Origin of the sequence: Paenibacillus sp. 7523-1 (genome assembly GCF_002276415.1) — a bacterium.
GTDB classification, from domain to species: domain Bacteria; phylum Bacillota; class Bacilli; order Paenibacillales; family Paenibacillaceae; genus Paenibacillus; species Paenibacillus illinoisensis_A.
In genome coordinates this window covers 30,709-51,706 of sequence record NZ_NPBR01000017.1, presented here as the reverse complement: position 1 = coordinate 51,706, position 20,998 = coordinate 30,709, and the positions used below count along the sequence as shown (strand labels likewise).

Genomic DNA, 20,998 nt, shown 5'->3' with positions numbered 1-20,998 from the left:
AAGATGGATACTTTTCTAGTCATTCTGAACGTAGTGATTATGCTTGTTCTTCTAGGCGTCCTGTATTGGATGCAAAAGAAACATATCTCCTTTACCAAGCGTGTATTCGCGGGTCTGGGAATCGGAGTTGTGTATGGCGTCATTCTTCAACTGATATACTCGTCTAATTCTGACATTGTTGCCAAGTCGGTTGACTGGTTTAATCTTGTCGGTTCAGGATATGTTCGATTGTTACAGATGGTCGTGATTCCTCTGATCATGGTTTCCATTATTTCGGCCATCATGAATCTGAAAGGCAAGCAAAACCTCGGTAAAATGAGCTTCTCCATCATTGCGATTTTGCTTATAACGACTGCCATTGCGGCAAGTGTAAGTATCGTAACAAGTCTGAGCTTCAACCTGACTTCCATTGAGATCGAAGGCGGGGACAGAGAGCTCGCACAGGTGCAGAAGGTCGAGGAGCGTCTCGTTGATGTACAGGATCAGACGATTCCACAGCAGGTGCTGGAATTCATTCCTTCGAATCCATTTGCAGACATGACCGGCGAACGCCGCACGTCCACCCTAGCTGTCGTTATCTTCTCGGCATTTATTGGTGTGGCTGTACTTGGACTGGATCGCAAAAAGCCACAGCAGGCGGAAACGTTCCGCGGCATGGTCAATGCGGTATATGCTGTAGTCATGCGGATTGTAACCTTGGTGCTCAGGCTGACGCCATACGGTATTCTGGCGCTCATCACGAAAGTAACGGCGACAACGAATCCGGAAGAGATCCTGAAGCTGATCAAGTTCGTCATTGCATCCTATGTTGCGTTGATTGTGATGTTTATCATCCACCTGATTATTATCGCACTGTTTGGTTTCAATCCGATTACGTATGTGAAGAAGGTTCTGCCAACGCTGGTATTTGCCTTCACTTCCCGTTCAAGTGCGGCTTCAATTCCGCTTAACGTGGAGACACAGACGAAGAAGCTTGGCGTATCGGACGGGATTGCGAACCTGTCGGCAAGCTTCGGGGCGACCATTGGTCAAAACGGCTGTGCCGGGATCTATCCGGCCATGCTGGCGGTCATGGTTGCTCCTACGGTCGGGATCGATCCGATGAGCTGGGACTTCATCATTACCCTGATCCTGGTGGTCATGATCAGTTCCTTCGGCGTAGCCGGTGTAGGCGGCGGGGCAACCTTCGCTTCCCTGATCGTATTGTCCACGATGAATCTGCCGGTTGCACTGGTAGGCCTGCTGATCTCGGTTGAGCCGCTGATCGACATGGGTCGTACGGCACTGAACGTGAACGATTCGATGACCGCTGGTCTCGTATCCAGTAAAATCCTGAAAGAGAATGATCAGGATACATTCAATGATCAAAGCCGTGATCTGGATTCCGCTGTTCAAGTATAATCCGGACTCCATAACTTGGATGGCTTATGCGCAGCAATAAGCCAAAATTAGCCGTTCTACGGGTTACCCGTAGCGCGGCTTTTTTACATAATTGCAGATTGTCGTTATTTAGTGCTGTTCAATGGATCGGAAATGTGATAGAGTATTCATGTTTTGGCCCCAGGCCAGACCGCGGTTCGTAACCATCCCGCGTAATCAAAACTAGGAAGGCAGTGTATGTATTTATGTTTAATTTGGGTTGGGGAGCGCTTTTTGTTCTCGTAACGTATGGTTTTTTCCTATTGTGTTACCGACTGTTCGGTAAAAAGGGTCTGTATGCCTGGATTGGTGTGGCTACGGTTATAGCCAACATTCAGGTGACCAAAACGATAGATATTATGGGGATTGTACTGACGCTTGGCAATACGATGTATGTCAGCATGTACCTGACCAGTGACCTTCTCAACGAGAAGTATGGATCGGGTGAAGCACGGAAAGCCGTATGGTTCGGATTCTTCACGCTAATCATGACGACAGTACTGATGCAGATGGTCATCTTCTTCGAACCGGCACCGACGGACTTTGCGCAGGAGTCGATGAAAACCTTGTTCGGACTGCTGCCACGTCTGGCACTCGGAAGTCTGACAGCGTATTTCATCAGCCAATTCCTGGATGTGCGACTGTTCAGTATGCTGCGCAAGGTGGCACCTGGACGCAATCAGTTGTGGATTCGTACGAACGGCAGCTCGATCGTCAGTTCCTTTGTGGATACGCTGGTATTCTGCACGATTGCATTTGCGTTTATCTATCCATGGGATGTCTGGCTCGAAATCTTCCTGACAACGTACATTATCAAATTCGTGTTAACTGCGGTAGGTACGCCGTTTCTATATGCAGCACGTAATTTTAAAATCAAGGATGAAGTCTAATCCGATCTCGTCTACATCCGTATTCATTCGAGTATGGTTGTTAGCAACGTAACAAGTCTTAAAACGAGAATAACCCGCAAGCCATAAGGATATGGTTTCGCGGGTTATTTTTAATTGCATATCTTAAAGGTTAGTCTGTCAGGATCTGCAGTTCTTTTGGATAGGAAGTCAGCACTTCAACTCCGGTATCTGTGACAAGAACATCGTCCTCAATTCGTACTCCGCCTGCAGGGGTATAGATGCCTGGTTCAATCGTGAATACGGTGCCTTCCTGCAGAAGATCCATATTCTGTCCATGTAGGGAAGGATACTCGTGCACATCAATTCCGAGACCATGACCCACACGGTGCATGAAGCGTTCGCCGTATCCGGCATCTTCCGTCACCTGACGTGCTGCACGGTCGATATCGGCACAGGCCACGCCTGGCTTAACTGCGCGAATGGCAGCTTCATTTGCGGCAAGCACGGTATTGTAGATGGTTTTCAGTTCAGGAGAAATGTCACCAAAAGCAAATGTACGCGTAATATCAGATGCATACCCTGCAGCGTATACGCCCATATCGAACATCAGCAAGTCGCCATGCTGCAGTTTGCGTTCACCCGGTGTACCATGCGGCAGCCCTGTCTTGGGTCCGGTAAGCACCATGGTATCGAAGGAAGGACCATCTGCACCCAGTTTCTTCATCTGATATTCCATCTCAGCAACCAGTTCAATCTCGGTTACGCCTGTGCGTACATGAGACAGTCCCTGGCGCAGCGTTTCTTCAATAAGATGAATGGCATGACGGATGCGGGCTACTTCGTCCGGTGTCTTCTTGACGCGCAGTGTGCGGAGCAGAGGACCGACATCCTCGAAGTTGACTGCACCAAGGGCAGCTGTCAGCTGCTCGTAACGCGCAACGGTGACGTATTCTTTTTCAAGGCCCATCCGGCCGAGACGTCCCTGATAACGTTGGAACAATGCATAGGGATTATCGGTATCCGTATGAGTTGCGATATTGGTTACGGAGGAGGCCGCTGCTGCAGCATCAGCATCCAGGGCAGGCACAATCAGTAAAGGTTCCTCGCCACGGGCGAGAACAAGACCGAGAAAACGTTCATGCGGGTTGCTTGCAAAACCAGTTAAATAGTAGATATGTTTCGGATCTGTAATCAGCATGGCATCCAATCCTTGCGCAGACAGATCAGCTTCCAGACGGGATAAAGGGCTTTGATTCATATGTGTATAGCTCCACCTTTCAGTTCTTTCTATCCTTCTATTATAGAAGAATATTGAAAAATACCAAAGGGGAGTGACTGAAGGGCTTTATTTATTATGGTCAATTTCCCGTTTAGGCGAATAGAGAGAGGGGTAAGTACAGGGCGAAACGCCGTTGAGAATGGTTGACCGATAACGGTACAAATAAACGACCTAGAACCCAGTACAAATACAGATATCGGTAGAATTCCGATATAGGACAGATACTGAGAATAAATATCCTTGAACATATCGCAGCAGCATTTGGCAGATTCGAACTACACTCAAATCAATAGAAGGAGATGAGATGATGAATAACCGAGTAAGTGTTCCGCTATACGCTTCGCTGTTAAGTATGGCACTGCTGACGGCCTGTGCTTCAGGCGATCCTTCCACAGAATCGCAGCAGGTGTCTCAAGGTCAAGGCACAGGTCAGGGAGAGACAGCAAATGGAGGCAATGACAAGGCGAGTACCGGGGAAGAAGGACAGGAGAATGCGGTTATCCCGTATCAGGCTTCGGTTCTGGCCACTGGACTGAACGCACCATGGGAACTAATAAGCGTGCCAGACGGACGGATGTTTGTTACGGAGCGTCCTGGAACCATACAGGTCATTAAGGATGGAGAATTACAAACCGAACCAGTCATTGCGTTTGAGGCTCCGTTCAATGAAGAGGGAGAAGGGGGCTTGCTCGGTCTGGCTGCAGATCCGGACTTTGAGAATAACGGTTATCTGTACGCCTACCATTCCTATCTTGAAGGAGACGAGATCGCAAATCGTGTATTGCGTTTGAAGGTAAATGGGGATCAAGCCGTGATCGACAAGGAGCTGCTGGGTAAGATCCCTGGCGGAACGAATCATAATGGAGGCCGTATTAAGATTGGTCCGGACAACATGCTCTACATTACAACTGGTGAACGTTATGAACCGGAACTGGCACAAGACAAGGATAGCTTGGGTGGCAAAATATTGCGGATTGGTCTCGATGGATCGATCCCTGAAGATAACCCGTGGCCGAATTCCCCTGTATACAGCATGGGACACCGGAATGCCCAGGGTCTTGCATGGAATCCGGATAATAAGTACCTCTATGCTACCGAGCACGGTCAGCGTAACTACGATGAGATTAACCGGATTGAAGCAGGGGAGAACTATGGCTGGCCTGAAGTTGAAGGCGACGAGGATGACAATGGTACCTACCTGGCTCCGCTTGCTCACAGTGGTGACGAGACATGGGCACCATCGGGTATTGCTTTTATAGAGGAAGGACCGTGGGCGGGTTCACTGCTTGCGGCTAACCTGAGAGGCGAACAATTGCTGCATATTACCCTGTCCGAGGATGGTACACAAGTGGAGAAGGTGGAGCCCATTTTTGAAGATGAGTGGGGACGCATTCGTAACGTGACTGCCGGAGAAGACGGGAAGTTATATATTCTGACGAACAATCGGGACGGACGAGGAACTCCGAGGGATGGGGACGACCACATCATTGTGCTTACACCGGAGAGTTAAGCGCCTGCATCGGGATTCCATTACAAAAAGTGGAGCTCAGCATGCTTCTAATAGAATCCGGATCCTGTTCGTTAAAATAGAAAAAGGGGCGTCCCGTCAAGTTCATGACTTTGGGACAGCCCCTTGATTGTAATATATATGGAAGCACATAGCAGTTGGATACTGCCAATTAATCTGCGCTTTCTGCAAGTTTGGCGATATACTCGCTTGGTTCATTTGTGTATTCGCCGCCATGGTAACAGAGCACTTTGTTCAGTTTAAGGCCGGTCAGTCTTTTCAAACTTCTCAGCGCTTCAGGCATGTCCGGTGTTGCAGGTGGTGCAGGTCCCACTAGCTCATCATCCACGACACGCAGTTCGTCGGCAGCCAGCAGGAATTCCGATTCACGGAAGTACAGGCAGATATGCCCCGGGGTATGTCCAGGTGTATGGATGACCTGAATTCCTCCTTGAAGCGGCAGCATGTCCCCATCTTCCAATACTCTGCTGATCTCGATCTCAGGCAGCTGGGAGAGAAGCTGATCGGCCTGGGCAAGCACGGGTGCGGGAAGCATGGCTCTACGTTCAGGCGTGAACTTGATCAATGGCTTTTCACCTTTAATATAGGGAATCTCATCTGCATGTGCCCAGACCTCAAGTCCGGGAATCGCATCCAGCAGGGCGCCCAGATTACCAATATGGTCAATGTCCTGATGGGTCAAAATGATGCGTTTAACATCTACCAGCTGTACACCTTCCTTATTCAGTGCGGCTTCCAGACCGGCGAATTGGCCAATCATGCCTGTGTCCACGAGAGTGATGCCGTCCTCATCGCGCAGCATGACCGGGTAGATTGGGCTGTTTCCCGAAGGTGTAGGGATATTGAGATGCAGCACAGTTAAATCTGTTGTCTGATGATTCATAGGTTTCCGGATCGAGTCCGGTCCACCTCCTTTTGGATGATATGGCTTGCGCTTATTCTGGACGAAGATATTTTAAATGTTTTCTGTACTTCTGGATCGTATCCAGCATCGCTTCAAAGGTTTCCTCAGCCCGCATGCCTTCCTTGACGATGGAGTCAAAGGAGAAGTTCTCATGAATGAGCTTGTTCCTCGCCTGGAAGACCTGACTAAGAGCATGTTCCATGTTTTCTTTCCCAGGTTTCAGGGCGATCTGTTGTTTATTTAATTCGGCCTGTATGATCCCCATATTGGACCTTGCACGGTAAGCAGGAGTTTTCATCAGCTCGGTCGAATTAAACTTTTTTTGATAGATGCTTTGATACAGCTGTTTTAACATGTGTTCAAGAATGGAGCAGCATTCAATGACAAGGGATGCATATCTTCGATGTTTACGCTGATCCCATTGCGGTGAATCGAGTTCCTGTCCCATATGATGATACTCTTGTTCCAGTGCCGCGATTTCAAGCTTTGCTTCTTTTTTGATTTTTTTAAAATCGTCTTTGGTCAGCATACCTGTCCTCCCATGGAAACCAAGATGTGATAACTTCATTATCTCATATTGTTACTCGGAGTGCCTCTTTTCCGTGGAAGGCAGGATTCTGTCCATTCATCCAATCATTGAACCCGGGTTCAGAAGGGAAGTATCCGATGTCCATGAAAACAGCCATTGTAACCGGAGCAAATTCCGGCATGGGGCTCGCAACCACCATTCAACTTGCAAGGCAAGGCTATAGGGTGATTATGGCCTGCCGCAGCGAGAAGCGCGGACAGCAGGCTCTGCAAGAGGCCCTGCGCGAGTCAGGCTCTACTGCGATTGAGCTAATCCTGTGTGATCTGGGTTCCACCCAGAGCATCCGCCATTTTGCCCGCTCCTTCCGTGAACGCTACAGTACGCTTGACGTTTTGGTGAATAATGCCGGCGTAGTCATGCTGAAAAGACAGGAGACCTCGGATGGTTTTGAGCAGAGCATCGGAATTAACCATCTGGGACATTTTCTGCTCACATTGCTCTTGATCCAGCCTTTGCAGGCTGCGGAGCAGGGACGAGTCGTGAATGTTTCATCCGGTGCGTACAAAGCAGGCAAGATTCACTTCGACGACCCGCATCTGCAGAAGGGCTATAACCCGATTAAAAGCTATGCTCAGTCCAAGCTGGCCAACGTACTGTTCACCCGTGCGCTGTCCCGCAAAGTGGCGAATAGCCGAGTCACGGTGAATTGTCTGCATCCGGGTGCAGTAGGTACAAGCATCGGCGTGGATCGTAATACCGGTTTTGGTACACGCATCATGGCCTTTATCGGTAAGCTCCCTTTTTTCCTGTCTCCCGAGGAGGGGGCCCAAACGGCGATTTATTTGGCCACCAGCCCGGAAGTAGCAGAAATTACAGGACGTTACTTTTATCAAAAGAAAGAGCAGAAGCTCAAAGCACATGCTGTCGATGATGCTGTGACTGAACGTTTCTGGACATGGAGCGAACAGCAGGTTGGGCTAAAGCCTGATGAAAAATTGGGATGAGCCCAAGCTGAGGTGCAGGATCGGTTCTTCATCTCAGTAAATGATCAAAGGTGATCATAGTACACTCGTCTGCTTATATCATCTGCGTTAACTCGCTATGATAGACATTTTAGGCTTTTGCTTGCACAGCTTGGTGTATTTCCTGGATGAATGATTCAATGCTCTGAACGCCTTGATCTCCCTGGCCGTATGCGCGGACAGAGGCAGACAGGGCGTTTTTCTCATTTTCCCCGAGTACGAGCGAGTAAGGCACTTTTTCCATCTGAGCTTCACGAATTTTGTACCCCAGCTTCTCGCTGCGCAGATCTGTTTCAACCCGAATGCCTGCTGCTCGCAATTGACTCTGTACCTGCATGGCATAATCCGCATAGTGATCGGATACCGGGAGCAGCTTCACCTGAACCGGAGCGAGCCAGAGTGGAAACGCACCCGCATAATGCTCAGTCAGAATGCCAATGAAGCGATCGATAGAGCCGTAGATGGCACGATGGATCACGACCGGACGGTGTTTCAGGCTGTCCTCGCCAACATAAGTGAGGTCGAATTTCTCCGGCATTTGAAAATCAAGCTGGATTGTTCCGCACTGCCAGCTGCGTTTCAGTGCATCGAGAATATGGAAGTCAATCTTCGGCCCATAAAAGGCTCCATCTCCTTCATTGATGCGGTATTTCACGCCGCGACGATCCAGTACATTTTGCAGGGCGCGTTCCGCCTGATCCCATAGCTCTTCCGACCCCATGGAGTCTTCAGGACGAGTGGATAGCTCAATTGTGTATTCGAAACCAAAAATATCGTACATACGTCCGATCAGGGATATCGCCTGGTTAATCTCTTCCTCAATCTGTTCCGGCATGACATAGAGATGGGCATCATCCTGACAAAATGTCCGTACCCGCATCATGCCGTTCAGCGCACCCGAGAATTCATGACGGTGAACCTGGCCAAATTCCATCATGCGAATGGGAAGCTCGCGATAGGAATGAAGTGCATTTTTGAAAATCAGCATATGCCCTGGGCAGTTCATCGGCTTCAGAGCAAATGTAGCGTCATCCACTTCTGAGAAATACATATTGTCCTTATAGTGCTCCCAATGACCGGATTGCTCCCACAGACGATTGTTCATCATAAGAGGAGTTCGAACCTCCTGATACCCTTCCTGCAGCTGCAGCTCGCGTGAAAATTGCTCCAGTTCTGTACGGATCGTCATGCCTTTCGGGAGATAGAAGGGCATCCCCGGCGCTTCCTCCGAGAACATGAACAAACCCAGCTCTTTGCCGAGCTTGCGATGATCCCGCTTCTTGGCTTCCTCCAGCATGTGCAGGTGATCGTCCAGCTGGGCTTTGCTTGGAAAGGCAGTGCCGTAGATTCGCTGCAGCATTTTGTTGTTCGAATCGCCCCGCCAGTAAGCCCCTGCCACATTCAGCAGCTTGAAGGCTTTGATCCGGCCAGTGGACGGAAGATGTGGGCCACGGCACAGATCAAAAAACTCCCCTTGATCATAGATCGAAAGCTCCGCATCCAGCGGCAAATCATGGATCAGCTCAAGCTTATAAGGATCCTGAATTTCTTCGAACAAGCGAAGGGCTTCCTCACGGCTAACTATCCGGCGGCTGATCTTCTCATTTTCCTGCACAATCTTGTTCATTTCCCGCTCAATGGCAGCCAGATCACTGATGGACAAAGCATGTTCCAGATCCACATCGTAATAAAAGCCATCTTCAATGACGGGGCCAATCCCCAGCTTGACTTGTTCCGCACCGTAGATACGCTTGAGGGCCTGGGCGAGCACATGCGCAGTACTATGACGATAACGATACAGTCCTTCCTCGCTGTCCAGTGTAACAATGACGAGTTCGCAGTCCTGTTCAAGCTTCATGTCCAGATCAACGTTTACACCGTCCACAATGCCTCCGATGGCCTGTTTACCCAAGCTAGTACTGATGGACGAAGCGACTTCTCCGACACTTATGCCTGCCTCGTACGAACGAACTGCTCCACCTTGAAGGCGAATCTCAATAGGGTTACCTTGTTGATTACTCATGCAAACCACTCTCCAATGTTTGAAATGGAAGCGCAAAAAACACCCGTCCCGGAAAAGGGACGAGTGCGCTCAGCTCGTGGTTCCACCCTAATTTGGTTATGAATATCCCCTGCATCGGCCAGCCGCCGCAAAACAGAAAACATCATAACCCTCATTGGGATCCGTTATCGGGGATCAGGCGGTGAACTCTACTGACAACCAGACGGTACTTCCATGGGAAGTCCGCCAAGCTGAGGTTCGAGGTCACGGCTGCAGAGGGGTAATTCCGCTCCGTTCGCTGAAGAAGGTTTCACCAATCCCTTCTCTCTCTGGGCAGCACGCAAACGAAATCATGTCTCTGGTCATCGCCAATATGCAAAGTTATTTAAATTGAAATGAACTTGAGATCCATATCAATATATTGGAACAGGTGTTATTGAGTGTCGATTATATATACTGAAAATCAAAAGGTCAAGCGGAGTTTTATTTAGCTTTATCCGAATGACGATCAAATATTAATCGTATGGTGGTTCCCTGGTCCAGATGGGATTGAACGTCGATTCGGCCTTTCATGGCCTCAATCAGCCCTTTGGTTACCGCCATGCCGAGGCCTGATCCAACATCGGATGTCGCCGTATCCGTGCCGCGATAGTATCGTTCGAACAGCCTCCATACCGTCTCCTGATCCATTCCGCGGCCATCATCGGCAAATTGAATGATGAAATTGCCGTCCTGCTCACCTGGCTCAACACGAACGGTCAGCTTCGTCTCTGGTGGATTGTGCAGCAGGGCGTTGGCGGTGAGATTATCGACAATTCGTTCGAAGGACGGGATATGGACATAACCATGCACCGCGACTGTGGCAGGTTCGAATGTAATACGGCCTTCTCCATAAGCCGGGTTACGATCGGCACGATGTACAAGATCTTGAAGTAGCGCATTTACGTCTGTTTGCTCGACAGGAGGTTGGTATCCACCGCTGCGCAGACGGTATGTCATGGACAGGTCGTTCACCAGCCGGTCCATGTACATGGATTTATCCAGCATGATACCCGCAAATTCTCGTATTTCCTCGGATGTCCAGTTGTATTTCTCAGCTTCCAGCATGTGTGCATATCCCTGGATGGATGACAGAGGTGTCTTCAGATCATGAGTTATTCCAGCAATCCACTCCTCGCGCAGAGAGTCGGTCTGTCTGCGGAGTTCTTCATCACGTTTAAGTGTGCTCGACAACGACTGGATAGAGTGCAGCACTTCCGCATATACCCGATATTTTTGACGCCATTTTCCGTTACGCTTCTGGCTGCGTGGCTTGCCCCAGGTGCCAGCCGGTTCTTCGTAGTGTCCATGTTCAAGCCGCTGCAGCCATTGAAGCATATGCAGCATGGGATAACCGAAGCGATTGGCATACCAGAATGCAAGCAGCACAAGCAGGATGATGATGGATACCAAAAGGGCTGCCAGGGCAGGACCAAAAATAAAACCGAAGGGATTCTCGTTCATGCCTGCTTGACTGCTGGGAAGAGGAACACTCAGCATCCAGGTCGATTGATCCTGTTCATCATAAAGGGTTACCGTGTTTATTCCATACCTGGTGGGGTATCGTGTGCGCAGAATCAGGTCCTGAATGCTGTAGCTGTCCGGCGTGCCCATCGCAGGTTTGTTGAAAGAAGTAAGGACATGTCCCTGCTCATCCAAAATCTCAAGATAGGCATCCGCCGAGCGAAGGATATCCTGCTGCTCGGTGGGCAGTACCAGCTTGCCGTCGGCATAACTTCCGCTGGTGTAGACTTGATCCAAAAGTGTTACCACCTGATTGCTCTCCCCGTACAGTAGGGTGAAGTTGATCCCCTTTCTTTCCCTTATGAGTAAATAGAGCTGGTAGGGAAAGGGCTTTTTTCCTTCCCAATAGGATAGAAGTTCTCCGGGTTTATAGTGATTCGGGACATCGGAAGGGGTATGAAAGGCATCCACCACACGGCCTTGCTCATCGAGAACCTGCAGCCAGCCGTTGTTCTCCTCCACACGCTTTAGCAGCGCGGGATCATATTGAACGGTACCGTCCGGCAAAATCTCTGCGGTACTGATCAGTTGTTCGAGTCCGACAGAGGCAAAATCTTCAACAAGGCTGGCTTCATTCAATTGTTGGATGACCCAGTATGCGATGCTTCCACCGAGAACCAGGATCAGAATTACAGCACCCGCAAGCAGGCCAATGAACCGTGTCATCAATCTGCGACGGATGCTCATCTTCGGGGCTCCTCCTCGGGCAGAACGAGCTTATATCCCAATCCACGGACATTCACCAGCAGTTCAGGCCTGGAGGGATCGGCTTCAATACGCTCACGAATTCGGTGAATATGAACCATGACCGTATTGTCGTCACGGATGGCTTCCGATTCCCATACCCGCTCGTACAATTCGGATTTGGTGAAGATGCGATTGGGATGTTTGCAGAAAAAGAGCAGCAGCTGATACACCAGAGCGGGACAGCCTACCAGCTGACCATCAACTCTGAGTTCACCGGCGTGCTCGTTCAACTGAAAGCGTCCGTAATCATAGATCCCTTCCTGCGGGGAAGATGGTGACGTACTTACGTCATGATTCGGAAGTTGTCTACCTGATTCTGTCTGTCTGGGTAAATACCGCTTCAGCAGTGATTTCATTCGTGCGACCACTTCAAGTGGATTAAACGGTTTAACAACATAATCGTCTCCCCCAACCGCGAAGCCGGTCAACTTGTCATAATCCGTTGTTTTGGCAGTTAAAAAGAGAATCGGTGCATCGGTCAATTGGCGCAGAAAAGGACAAATTTCCAGCCCGCTTCTGCCTGGCAGCATGACGTCCAGCACGATGCAGTGATAGGTTTTCTTTTCACAAGCGGCAATCGCTTCTTCACCTGTGGTGACCGTGTCAATATCTACGAATTGCTCCTTGAGTAAAACCGTTTTTAACATATGTAAAATCGCCTGTTCATCATCAACAAGCAGGATTGAAACGTTATCCATGACGTAAAAGATCCTCCCTATTTTTATGTATATATTAGCGGTTCCTTATGTTCATCTGTGTTGGTCTATTTGATCTATCATACCATTCAGAAGGGCCGTACAGCGTGCCGGCAACCTTAACAGAATCTTAATTATGAAGCAGCAGCATGCCTCAAAGTTATGATAGACGTAAGAGGAGGTTAGACGGAGGATAAGATTGGTTTTGTACACTGGATTGGAAAGAAATCGTTCTACAGAAGGGGTGCGGGGAAGTGAATAGAATTCATATGGGAAACAGGAAGCGGGCCAAAATGTTCATTCAAAAGGAACGGATGAAAGCAGGTTATGCTGTGCAAAAAGACTTATGGAGAAGTCATAAGAGCTGGAAACTGTTTGCCGCAGCACTTGGTGCGTGTGTACTTTTGTCTGCCTGCGGCACTACAGAATCATCTGACCAGAGGGAACGGCCGTCAGCAGAACAGACTTCCAGTGCGTCGCCAGCCGCAGAAAACACCAATAAAGATGAGACGAACTCAGCAGAGGAGGATGTGATGATTACACCTGAACATTTCATAGATACATTGATGAATGGTTCGAAGGAGGACATTTATAATCAAATGAGCCCGGAACTCAAGGAAACGATATCGCTGGAAGAGTTTAAGACGTCTGTGGACAGCTTCACAGAGGGAGTCACTTCCTGGGAACAGGTTACGAAAGTCAAAATGAACAACCTGATGGAGCATTCCTGGAAGGATCAGACGGGGACCAGAGGAATACAGGCCTATTTTGCCGAAGATCATCAGATTGACGGGCTGTTAATCCAGCCACTTGAAACGTATGAGGAGACAGACAAGACATTTACCAAGACCGAATTTCAGTTTCCTATGAAGGGGGAATGGTTCGTGTTCTGGGGAGGAAATGATGTGATGTCCAATTATCATTATGCGCATGAAACGCAGCGTTACGCACTGGACATTATTCGCACAAAGGAAGATTCAAGTTATCAAGGGGAGGCCGCTGTGAATGAAAACTATTATGCTTTTGGTGAGCCGCTCTATGCAGCTGCAGATGGGACGGTTGTTGAAGTCAAAAATGACATTCCGGATAACACGCCAGGCGTGATGAATGCTGAAGAGCCGGCAGGGAATGTTGTCGTCATCGATCATGGAAATGGGGAATACAGCATCACCGCACATCTCAAGGAGGGGAGTGCAGCCGTAAAGACAGGGGATAAAGTCAAGCAGGGAGATCTCATCGGGCAGCTTGGTAATTCCGGTAACTCCAGTGAAGCGCATCTGCATTTTCAAGTCTCAGACGGACCAGATCTGTTCACTTCCCGTTCAGTTCAGATCCGTTGGGCAGATCAGAGCCAGGTACTGACACGCGGGAAAACGTTCCAGGGCCTACCTGAATAGCTGGGTCTATTTCTTCGTAGGAGAAGTGGATGGGGGTCCATCTCTGATTAAAAAAATAGAGCTTATGGAATCGTGATCTTAGCTTGAAACATATAATTCATGCAGGCAGCCGGCTAATGCGCCGGCTGTCTTTATGTTAATCAAACGTACAGGTTAGTGCGACTTCCAACTTTTAGATTACATATAATGTAAAGAGGGTTCTAGACATAAATAGATGAAGCGGAGGGATTAGGGTTGAATAGGTATGTGTTACATATCGCTGCAAGTGTAGTTTGCATACTAGCACCTGTTGTTGGTTTCTTATATGAATGGTGGGATAGCTACCAACCCAAAGTAGGACCAGTAGGAGATGGAAAACCGAATTATTATCTTACAATACCTCAATGGATATCTATGGTGTCTTCTTTCACTCTTGGAATGATTAATTTGCCTCTTGCCATAATTTTATATAAACAAAAGATTAATGAAGATATAAAAAAATAGTGCCCATTATGTTAACGGGTAACGAATGTTCAATCAGCACAACGGTAGTTGACTTAAGCTCAGCTGCCGTCTCATATTGAACTAACAAGCAGGGATATAATGGAATGGAAACGAATACATCATTCAACATCGAAAGTTGGATGATTAGTGTGGTTTCAACAACCGAGGATTTAAGTATCGGGTAAAGTTAGCTTAATACGACATTGAAAGCAGCTGACACGGTGTGATTAGCTGCTTTTGTTCAACTAACAGGCAGAGTAGCTTAGCAAGACTATACTTTTGTTTTTGGATATTTGACTTTTTTGGAAAAAAAGAAGGGGGTCTCTTGGATAAATATTAGAAAGAGCCTCAAGAACATGGCTCAGTTATCTCCTATCTTTTAATTAGTTCTTTGGGAACTCCCACAGTGACGACTTCGAGCGTCTCATAGTTAATGAGGAGAAACACCTCGGTATCCGTATCTCCTTTCAAATATCCATAAAGCCCAATGTCCGTACCAAGATCGGGCGGATTAAATTTGTGACGTGTAAATTCAACGTTGAGGTCGTATTTTTCTTTAAAATACATTTCTCCTGCATTCATAGCCTTGTTAATGGCTTGAGCTTCTTCTCGAGAATGAGACATGAAGCTACAACCTCCCATGATAAGGACAAAACAAACAATAGTAAATATGCTCACAGACTTACTTTTTAGTATAGTTTCCACTCCTTATATTTATCATGATATGGGTATATTACTATATTTTGATTTTAGGAGTAAATATAGTACGTTTTTTGGAAACCTACATTTCTATGAGACGTACATGAAGTATTCTAAGCTTGTACGAAGACATTACGGAGGGATATGTCCTCCCGGAATTGGATCATGGAAAGTGGTCGAGCCTGAAGTTGCCAGTGTCTATTAGTTGATTGGAAAAATAGAAGAGGGGATGCGATATAGAGATGACAGCATTATTTTCACACAAGCCCGAAGGGTACGAATGTCCATTTTGCTGTATTTGGGGCATCGAAAGACCTGACCAGGGAACAAAACAAAGGGATATTATCTATCAGAATGAAAAGGTAACGGCATTTATAGCGGGCAAATGGTGGCCCAACAATAAAGGACATGTTCTTGTGGTGCCCAATCAACATTTCGAGAACATCTATGAGCTACCTGCGGATTACGCTGTTGAAATTCACCGCGCGGCTCAGCTTACAGCACTTGCGATGAAAAGTACGTATGGATGTGAAGGGATTTCTACAAGGCAGCACAATGAACCAGCTGGCAATCAAGACGTGTGGCATTATCATCTCCATGTTTACCCTAGATATAGGAATGATCAGCTTTATCTGTCGAAGGGTTCACAGTCCGATCCAGTAGAGCGCTCTTTCTATGCTGATAAGCTGCGTTCTTGGATAAAGGAAAACATCTAAGCTCATGAGTCTTCAAGCGGTTATACAGCACCATGTTCTTCTTAAACGGAGGATACGGTGCTGTTTCTGTATCTTCGATCCCGTCATTACATTCGTATCATTTTGAGTGTTTTTTATTTACCTGATTCACATTGGGGTGGTTATTCATTAGCTTGTTTTCGATAATGTTGCGGAACTACCCCCATCTGTTTCCGGAAAATCGATGAAAAATAACTAGCACTTTGAAAACCGCAGGCAAGTGCAATTTCACTTATAGATCGTTGTGTCTCTTTTAACATTTCGCAACTTTTTTGAAGGCGATATTGAGTGACATAATTGTTGGGTGTCTGACCTACATACTTGTTAAACAATGTACAGCACCGACTTCTGCAAATGGCTCCTGCAGATGCGATCTCCTCAAGCGTTATTTTTTGATCATAGTTTTGATGAATGAAACGTGTCATTTCTTGAACATGCATCAATACTCCAGGTTGCCCAGTGCTTGGTTGTAAATGATCCCCTATCGTTGCACACAAAGATAAAGCTTGCGATGCCAGACGAAGCGGATTGAGAGGAGTGTGTGTTTTATGCATTTCTTGATAGATTTCTTGAATGGACCGTAATATGCTTCGTTGCCAATCCACCTGATCTGTAAGGACTAGAAAATCAGCCATCGTCAAACCAAACTTTTCTCCCCAGTAGGATTGAATATATGAAGTCTTCTCGCCAAGGATAGAGGGATGAATGACGACGACAAGAAATAAACAATCGTTTTGGTCTGCAAGAGAATAACCGTAATGCAAACGCTGGCTGTTCACAAAAAGTCCATCACCTTGATGCAATCGAGTAATAGTTCCATTAACAGAGAAATCCATCGATCCTTGCAATACATAGATAAACTCGATGTCCACATGCCAGTGCGCTACTGCTGCATAATTGTTAAATTGATGTAGGCTTCCCTTCCGGACATAGAGCGGTAGATCAGGAAGGTTATAATCCAAACGTTCGGATAAATCAGAAAACACCTCTAAATTTGTCATCAAAGAGACCGTCCTTTGAAAATATACGATTTTTATAAAATTATAGCCAATATTGATGGATACAACAACGATATTATCCTATCCTTATATTGTGAAATCAGCCGAGAGGACAGGATATAGGTGAGAAACCGCATTCAACATCTGGGATCTGGCAATCGTGATTTTAATCGGGAGTTAATGACGCTCGTCATTCCCATTGCGTTACAAAATTTAATATCAGCAACCGTAATATCTGTTGATGTACTTATGCTGGGGATGATCAGTCAATCTGCAATGTCAGCTGTATCACTCGCAGGGCAAATTACTTTTGCATTATCCTTGTTTTATATGGGGATGTCAGCGGGAGCTAGTATCCTCACTGCGCAATACTGGGGGAAGAAAGATACTTCGACCATACAGCGCATTTTGAGCATCGCCTGTATGTTTTCCTTTGGTGTCTCCATATTGTTTTTCTTATCTTCCTTCTTTCTGCCAGATACACTTATGCGTTTATTCACCAATGATGCCGAACTGATTCAATACGGCTCAAGGTTTTTACAAATGAATTCCTTTTCTTATCTTGTGATGGGAATATCACAGATGTATCTCAGTGTGATTCGAAGTATGGAGAATGCAAAACTTAGTGCGTGGATTAGTTCCTTAGGTTTGATTTTAAACATTTTGCTCAATGCCATTTGCATTTTTGTATTATTCCCATCCAGACCCGAAGTGGCCATATCTGCGGTAGCGCTTGCCACTGTATTAGCGAGGGTTGTTGAACTAACCTGCTGCATACTTCACTCCATCATCAAAGGACCCATTCGTTTTCGATTACCCGTACGGGATAGCATTCAACGAAATCTATTAAAGGATTTCTTGGAGTATACGCTGCCTGTGCAGGGGAATTATATGGTCTGGGGAGGGGCACTTACCGCTACTGCTGCAATAATAGGCCATGTGAACTCCGATCTGGTAGCCGCAAATTCAATAGCGTCTGTCGTTAAAAATCTGGCAGTGGTTCTCTGTGGAGGCATCGCTACTGGGGGCTCTGTACTTGTTGGGAAGTATTTGGGACAAGGTGAATTGGAGAAAGCAAAATATGCTGGCAACAAAATGTGTTTTTATGCTTTATGGTTTGGAGTGATTGCCGGCTGCATGATTCTGCTCATTAAACCGTTGGTATATTCCGTTGCGAATTTGAATGCAACTGCTCAGAGTTACCTAGATGGCATGCTGTACATTAGTGCGTATTATTGTATAGCCAAATCAATAAACTCTACAACGATAGCGGGTATATTCACGGCTGGTGGTGATTCCAAATTTGGATTTTGGTGTGACACCGTTGTCATGTGGTTCATCATTCTGCCGCTTAGTTACCTAAGTGCATTTGTGTGGCATGTACCGCCGATTCTACTGTATACCTTCATCAGCTTAGACGAGATCATTAAACTACCCATTGCTTTAATGCGATACCGACAGTATAAGTGGCTGAATAATCTAACCAGAAACTTTGCCTAAACCTGATCAAAACGGAGAGGTTCGCAAGGTTACTTTAATAAATCTAACGCAAGTATAAAGGAGAATATAGTATGAATATTCAAGAACGAATGGCCAGCAAGCAATTATTCACCGATGATGATGCTAATTATCCGAAAGAGGCTGAGGAGTTGGCAAAAGCACGCCAGCGTGGTAAGGCGATATGCTATGAAATTAATCAATTGCATCCGGATGATGTTGTAAAGCGCAAAATGTTAATGAAACAACTATTTGGAAGTATCGGAGAACATGTATGGTTGGAGCCTCCCATTCGCATGTCGTACGGTTCCAATACGACTGTAGGAAATAATGTGTATATTAACTTCAATCTAACGGTGGTTGATGACTACAAAGTTACGATTGGTAATGATGTCATGTTTGGCCCGAATGTTACGATTGCTGTAACGAATCATCCTGTACACCCAGAAAAGCGCAAAGAAGGCGGGATGTTTGCATTACCCGTGGTCATTGAGGATGGGGTGTGGGTCGGGAGCGGAGCGATTATTGTACCAGGAGTCACGATTGGTAAAGGGAGTGTCATCGGTGCTGGGAGTGTAGTAACCAAGGATATTCCTGCGAATGTAATTGCTGTTGGGAATCCATGCAAAGTTCTGCGTAAGATTACGGATCATGATAAAGAGTTCTACTATAAAGATATGCGTTTTGATCAAGTTGAATGGTAAAAGAGTGGACAATCGTTTAGATTACGGCTTATCTAAAAGCCATATAGAACCAGAGGATTTTCGAACATCCAACTATTAGAGAGGAGTTTTCCGTTGGTTACCATTTATTTTATTATTACAATAGTCTCTCTGTATTTTGTCATATCAGCCATTGTGCATTCGCGTTCCACCCACGTGGTAGCAAATAGAATGAAAAAACAATTTGAACATTACTTTCATGAAGATGCCCACCAAAATGACAGGAGCAATTAATGCAAAAGAGCCAGAGGGGACGAAGAGATCTCGTACTCTCTGGCTCTTTTCTCATAATATGGTCATCAATGGTTATTAATTGAGAACATCCGCATATTCAGGGATGCGGTCGAAACGTCCCTTAGCAAACGGGCATAAAGGTAAAATCTTAATACCGTTTTCCCGTGCGTATTCCACCATAGCTTTGAGCAGCTTGTCGCCAAGCCCTTGTCCCCGGTAAGCATTTTCAACCAACGTGTGATCAATAATGTACAGCTCTGGACTTGAGATTACATATGTCATTACCGCAGCAATGTCACCATTATCTTGAATAAGAAATCTTTTATTAGCAGGTTCATGTTCTACATGATGCATGTTCATCCCTCTTTCCTTGTTAGATATTCATCGTCCAGACGTTTATACGTCAATGCTCCACTTGGACATGTGTCAATATGCCGGGCAATGGCCTCTGAAGTATCGCCATCGGGATTTACCCAAGGACGTTTGCTCAAATCAAATACACCAGGGAGGCCCTTTACGCAAATACCGGAATGAATGCATACCTCGGAATCAAACATTACTTCGATATCTTTACCGTAGTACAGCTTCTGTTTACTCATCGTTCATTCACATCTTTCACTTTTGAGTTTGTTTATAGACAAGATTTATACTTCGAAAGCGAACCTTCTGAACCGGGGCATGGCATTGGCAACCGTGGCCAGCAATTTTTGGCTTGGCTCTCGATGTCCGAATTATAATGAGGAAATAGGGATAAGTCAACGTGAAGAATCTCCTAATGTTTCCGTGCATTCCTTGTGATTGGTTGCTATTATTCATCTAACGGGCAGATAAAATGAACCATTTCAGGAATATCTGTTTATACTTATGTCATATCCAGATTCATCGCACAAAACGATATAGAAAGTGGGAAACAATATTTATGATTCCATTAGTATATGACCAGATTAACCTTTGGGGAAAAGATGATGAATTTTTCCTTGCATTGCTAAAGAGCTTGAACGTGGAGTCTATAGCGGACTTAGGCTGTGGAACAGGAAGGTGGACTACACATCTTGCTCAAAACGGATATACAATCACAGCCATCGATCCCCATGAAGAAGCGATTGAACTGGCGAGAAGTAAGGATGATTCAGGCCATGTGAACTGGATTGTAGGAGACAGCTCCAATTTACAAACCAATACGTATGACGCGGTTATTATGACTGCCAATGTTGCACAGGTATTTCTTACAGATGATAGTTGGGAACAAGTGATCTCAGACGTATTCCGATCTCTGAAAGTTGGCGGTCACTTTATTTTTGATACAAGAAATCCTCTGGTAAAAGTGTGGGAAGAGTGGGAGAAGGATATGAGTCCTGATGTAGCCGAAGACAGGCTAAGTGGAGATCCTCTTGAAATCTATACAGAATATGAGGGGTTTGAGCAAGATGTTTATACGTTCTATGAAACTGTGAAAAATACAAAAACAAATGAAGTCCTTGTTCATGAAAAAATGCAGATACGATTTCGAAAGCAAGGAGAATTGGATGAGTCACTGAGACAAGCCGGTTTTTCTAAAATTGAAACATATGGGGACTGGGAATTTAAATACGCAAATGCTGAAAGTCGATCTTTTATTTTTCATTGTGTAAAATAGAGTTATTGAAAAGCACAATTATAGTGATCGCTAAAAAGGATAGCGCCTTTTACATGACA

21 protein-coding genes and 1 pseudogene are annotated in these 20,998 nt (G+C 46.2%); 12 read left to right on the top strand and 10 right to left on the bottom strand.

Annotated features, from left to right (window positions below; genetic code table 11):
* Nucleotides 1–3: 3 nt before the first annotated feature.
* Nucleotides 4–1,401 carry an L-cystine transporter gene (locus CHH60_RS18755; protein ID WP_095360587.1) on the top strand — a complete coding sequence of 466 codons (1,398 nt, stop codon included), beginning with the start codon at nt 4–6 and terminating at the stop codon, nt 1,399–1,401.
* A gap of 224 nt (nt 1,402–1,625) precedes the next feature.
* Nucleotides 1,626–2,309 (top strand): queuosine precursor transporter, encoded by a 684-nt coding sequence (locus tag CHH60_RS18750; RefSeq protein WP_095360586.1) that lies wholly within the window; start codon nt 1,626–1,628, stop codon nt 2,307–2,309.
* A 130-nt stretch (nt 2,310–2,439) separates the two neighbouring features.
* On the opposite strand, the gene CHH60_RS18745 is transcribed toward CHH60_RS18750, so the two are convergent.
* Nucleotides 2,440–3,528, bottom strand: coding sequence for a M24 family metallopeptidase (locus CHH60_RS18745; RefSeq protein WP_095360585.1), 1,089 nt, complete (start codon nt 3,526–3,528; stop codon nt 2,440–2,442).
* A gap of 328 nt (nt 3,529–3,856) precedes the next feature.
* Here CHH60_RS18745 and CHH60_RS18740 point away from each other — a divergent pair, with 328 nt between their 5' ends.
* Entirely contained in the window at nt 3,857–5,059 is a 1,203-nt protein-coding gene (locus CHH60_RS18740) for a PQQ-dependent sugar dehydrogenase (protein ID WP_095360584.1), read from the top strand.
* A gap of 169 nt (nt 5,060–5,228) precedes the next feature.
* Here CHH60_RS18740 and CHH60_RS18735 read toward each other — a convergent pair whose 3' ends face one another.
* Together CHH60_RS18735 and CHH60_RS18730 are read right to left on the bottom strand one after the other, a co-directional pair.
* Nucleotides 5,229–5,960, bottom strand: coding sequence for an MBL fold metallo-hydrolase (locus CHH60_RS18735; protein WP_095360583.1), 732 nt, complete (start codon nt 5,958–5,960; stop codon nt 5,229–5,231).
* 52 nt (nt 5,961–6,012) lie between these two features.
* The gene (locus tag CHH60_RS18730; protein ID WP_095360582.1) at nt 6,013–6,510 is read right to left on the bottom strand and encodes a hypothetical protein; all 498 of its coding nucleotides are present in this window, start codon (nt 6,508–6,510) and stop codon (nt 6,013–6,015) included.
* 137 nt (nt 6,511–6,647) lie between these two features.
* On the opposite strand from CHH60_RS18730, the gene CHH60_RS18725 reads away from it, so the two are divergent.
* Nucleotides 6,648–7,514: an SDR family oxidoreductase gene (locus CHH60_RS18725; RefSeq protein ID WP_095360581.1), complete on the top strand. Its 867-nt coding sequence runs from the start codon at nt 6,648–6,650 to the stop codon at nt 7,512–7,514.
* Nucleotides 7,515–7,623: 109 nt separating this feature from the next.
* Here the strand turns inward: CHH60_RS18725 and thrS are convergent, their stop codons facing one another.
* Nucleotides 7,624–9,555, bottom strand: coding sequence for a threonine--tRNA ligase (gene thrS / locus CHH60_RS18720; RefSeq protein WP_095360580.1), 1,932 nt, complete (start codon nt 9,553–9,555; stop codon nt 7,624–7,626).
* A 181-nt stretch (nt 9,556–9,736) separates the two neighbouring features.
* Here thrS and CHH60_RS30100 point away from each other — a divergent pair, with 181 nt between their 5' ends.
* Nucleotides 9,737–9,928: a hypothetical protein gene (locus CHH60_RS30100; protein ID WP_217989999.1), complete on the top strand. Its 192-nt coding sequence runs from the start codon at nt 9,737–9,739 to the stop codon at nt 9,926–9,928.
* Nucleotides 9,929–10,017: 89 nt separating this feature from the next.
* On the opposite strand, the gene CHH60_RS18715 is transcribed toward CHH60_RS30100, so the two are convergent.
* Together CHH60_RS18715 and CHH60_RS18710 are read right to left on the bottom strand one after the other, a co-directional pair.
* Complete coding sequence (locus tag CHH60_RS18715) at nt 10,018–11,784, bottom strand: sensor histidine kinase (RefSeq protein ID WP_095360579.1); 1,767 nt, start codon at nt 11,782–11,784, stop codon at nt 10,018–10,020.
* Nucleotides 11,781–12,542, bottom strand: coding sequence for a response regulator transcription factor (locus CHH60_RS18710; RefSeq protein ID WP_095360578.1), 762 nt, complete (start codon nt 12,540–12,542; stop codon nt 11,781–11,783). The genes CHH60_RS18715 and CHH60_RS18710 overlap by 4 nt, the downstream gene beginning before the upstream one ends.
* Nucleotides 12,543–12,793: 251 nt before the next feature.
* On the opposite strand from CHH60_RS18710, the gene CHH60_RS18705 reads away from it, so the two are divergent.
* Together CHH60_RS18705 and CHH60_RS18700 are read left to right on the top strand one after the other, a co-directional pair.
* Entirely contained in the window at nt 12,794–13,936 is a 1,143-nt protein-coding gene (locus CHH60_RS18705) for a M23 family metallopeptidase (RefSeq protein WP_095360577.1), read from the top strand.
* 234 nt (nt 13,937–14,170) lie between these two features.
* Nucleotides 14,171–14,419: a hypothetical protein gene (locus CHH60_RS18700; protein ID WP_095360576.1), complete on the top strand. Its 249-nt coding sequence runs from the start codon at nt 14,171–14,173 to the stop codon at nt 14,417–14,419.
* A gap of 372 nt (nt 14,420–14,791) precedes the next feature.
* On the opposite strand, the gene CHH60_RS18695 is transcribed toward CHH60_RS18700, so the two are convergent.
* Nucleotides 14,792–15,043, bottom strand: a complete 252-nt coding sequence (locus CHH60_RS18695) for a hypothetical protein (RefSeq protein ID WP_095360575.1) — start codon at nt 15,041–15,043, stop codon at nt 14,792–14,794.
* Nucleotides 15,044–15,360: 317 nt separating this feature from the next.
* On the opposite strand from CHH60_RS18695, the gene CHH60_RS18690 reads away from it, so the two are divergent.
* The gene (locus tag CHH60_RS18690) at nt 15,361–15,834 is read left to right on the top strand and encodes an HIT family protein (protein WP_095360574.1); all 474 of its coding nucleotides are present in this window, start codon (nt 15,361–15,363) and stop codon (nt 15,832–15,834) included.
* Between the two features lie 140 nt (nt 15,835–15,974).
* Here the strand turns inward: CHH60_RS18690 and CHH60_RS18685 are convergent, their stop codons facing one another.
* Complete coding sequence (locus CHH60_RS18685; protein WP_095360573.1) at nt 15,975–16,853, bottom strand: AraC family transcriptional regulator; 879 nt, start codon at nt 16,851–16,853, stop codon at nt 15,975–15,977.
* Between the two features lie 120 nt (nt 16,854–16,973).
* Between CHH60_RS18685 and CHH60_RS18680 the strand changes: the two genes are divergently transcribed.
* The 3 genes and pseudogenes from CHH60_RS18680 to CHH60_RS30610 all read left to right on the top strand — a co-directional run bounded on the left by CHH60_RS18680 (nt 16,974) and on the right by CHH60_RS30610 (nt 19,051).
* Nucleotides 16,974–18,350, top strand: a complete 1,377-nt coding sequence (locus CHH60_RS18680; RefSeq protein ID WP_255248001.1) for an MATE family efflux transporter — start codon at nt 16,974–16,976, stop codon at nt 18,348–18,350.
* Between the two features lie 71 nt (nt 18,351–18,421).
* Nucleotides 18,422–18,601 (top strand): annotated as a pseudogene (locus tag CHH60_RS30615) (maltose acetyltransferase domain-containing protein); the annotation flags it as partial.
* Nucleotides 18,602–18,829: 228 nt separating this feature from the next.
* Nucleotides 18,830–19,051: a DapH/DapD/GlmU-related protein gene (locus CHH60_RS30610; protein ID WP_437126865.1), complete on the top strand. Its 222-nt coding sequence runs from the start codon at nt 18,830–18,832 to the stop codon at nt 19,049–19,051.
* A gap of 327 nt (nt 19,052–19,378) precedes the next feature.
* On the opposite strand, the gene CHH60_RS18670 is transcribed toward CHH60_RS30610, so the two are convergent.
* Entirely contained in the window at nt 19,379–19,657 is a 279-nt protein-coding gene (locus CHH60_RS18670) for a GNAT family N-acetyltransferase (RefSeq protein ID WP_095360571.1), read from the bottom strand.
* Between the two features lie 2 nt (nt 19,658–19,659).
* The gene (locus CHH60_RS18665; RefSeq protein WP_095360570.1) at nt 19,660–19,902 is read right to left on the bottom strand and encodes a (4Fe-4S)-binding protein; all 243 of its coding nucleotides are present in this window, start codon (nt 19,900–19,902) and stop codon (nt 19,660–19,662) included.
* Nucleotides 19,903–20,222: 320 nt separating this feature from the next.
* Between CHH60_RS18665 and CHH60_RS18660 the strand changes: the two genes are divergently transcribed.
* A complete protein-coding gene (locus CHH60_RS18660) occupies nt 20,223–20,939 on the top strand; it encodes a class I SAM-dependent methyltransferase (RefSeq protein ID WP_095360569.1) in 717 nt (238 codons plus the stop codon).
* Nucleotides 20,940–20,998 lie beyond the last annotated feature (59 nt).

Coding starts and splice junctions, on each gene's coding strand:
- CHH60_RS18755 (WP_095360587.1), top strand. CDS start 4: ATGGATACTTTTCTAGTCATTCTGAACGTAGTGATTATGCTTGTTCTT.
- CHH60_RS18750 (WP_095360586.1), top strand. CDS start 1,626: ATGTTTAATTTGGGTTGGGGAGCGCTTTTTGTTCTCGTAACGTATGGT.
- CHH60_RS18745 (WP_095360585.1), bottom strand. CDS start 3,528: ATGAATCAAAGCCCTTTATCCCGTCTGGAAGCTGATCTGTCTGCGCAA.
- CHH60_RS18740 (WP_095360584.1), top strand. CDS start 3,857: ATGAATAACCGAGTAAGTGTTCCGCTATACGCTTCGCTGTTAAGTATG.
- CHH60_RS18735 (WP_095360583.1), bottom strand. CDS start 5,960: ATGAATCATCAGACAACAGATTTAACTGTGCTGCATCTCAATATCCCT.
- CHH60_RS18730 (WP_095360582.1), bottom strand. CDS start 6,510: ATGCTGACCAAAGACGATTTTAAAAAAATCAAAAAAGAAGCAAAGCTT.
- CHH60_RS18725 (WP_095360581.1), top strand. CDS start 6,648: ATGTCCATGAAAACAGCCATTGTAACCGGAGCAAATTCCGGCATGGGG.
- thrS (WP_095360580.1), bottom strand. CDS start 9,555: ATGAGTAATCAACAAGGTAACCCTATTGAGATTCGCCTTCAAGGTGGA.
- CHH60_RS18715 (WP_095360579.1), bottom strand. CDS start 11,784: ATGAGCATCCGTCGCAGATTGATGACACGGTTCATTGGCCTGCTTGCG.
- CHH60_RS18710 (WP_095360578.1), bottom strand. CDS start 12,542: ATGGATAACGTTTCAATCCTGCTTGTTGATGATGAACAGGCGATTTTA.
- CHH60_RS18695 (WP_095360575.1), bottom strand. CDS start 15,043: ATGTCTCATTCTCGAGAAGAAGCTCAAGCCATTAACAAGGCTATGAAT.
- CHH60_RS18690 (WP_095360574.1), top strand. CDS start 15,361: ATGACAGCATTATTTTCACACAAGCCCGAAGGGTACGAATGTCCATTT.
- CHH60_RS18685 (WP_095360573.1), bottom strand. CDS start 16,853: ATGACAAATTTAGAGGTGTTTTCTGATTTATCCGAACGTTTGGATTAT.
- CHH60_RS18670 (WP_095360571.1), bottom strand. CDS start 19,657: ATGCATCATGTAGAACATGAACCTGCTAATAAAAGATTTCTTATTCAA.
- CHH60_RS18665 (WP_095360570.1), bottom strand. CDS start 19,902: ATGAGTAAACAGAAGCTGTACTACGGTAAAGATATCGAAGTAATGTTT.
- CHH60_RS18660 (WP_095360569.1), top strand. CDS start 20,223: ATGATTCCATTAGTATATGACCAGATTAACCTTTGGGGAAAAGATGAT.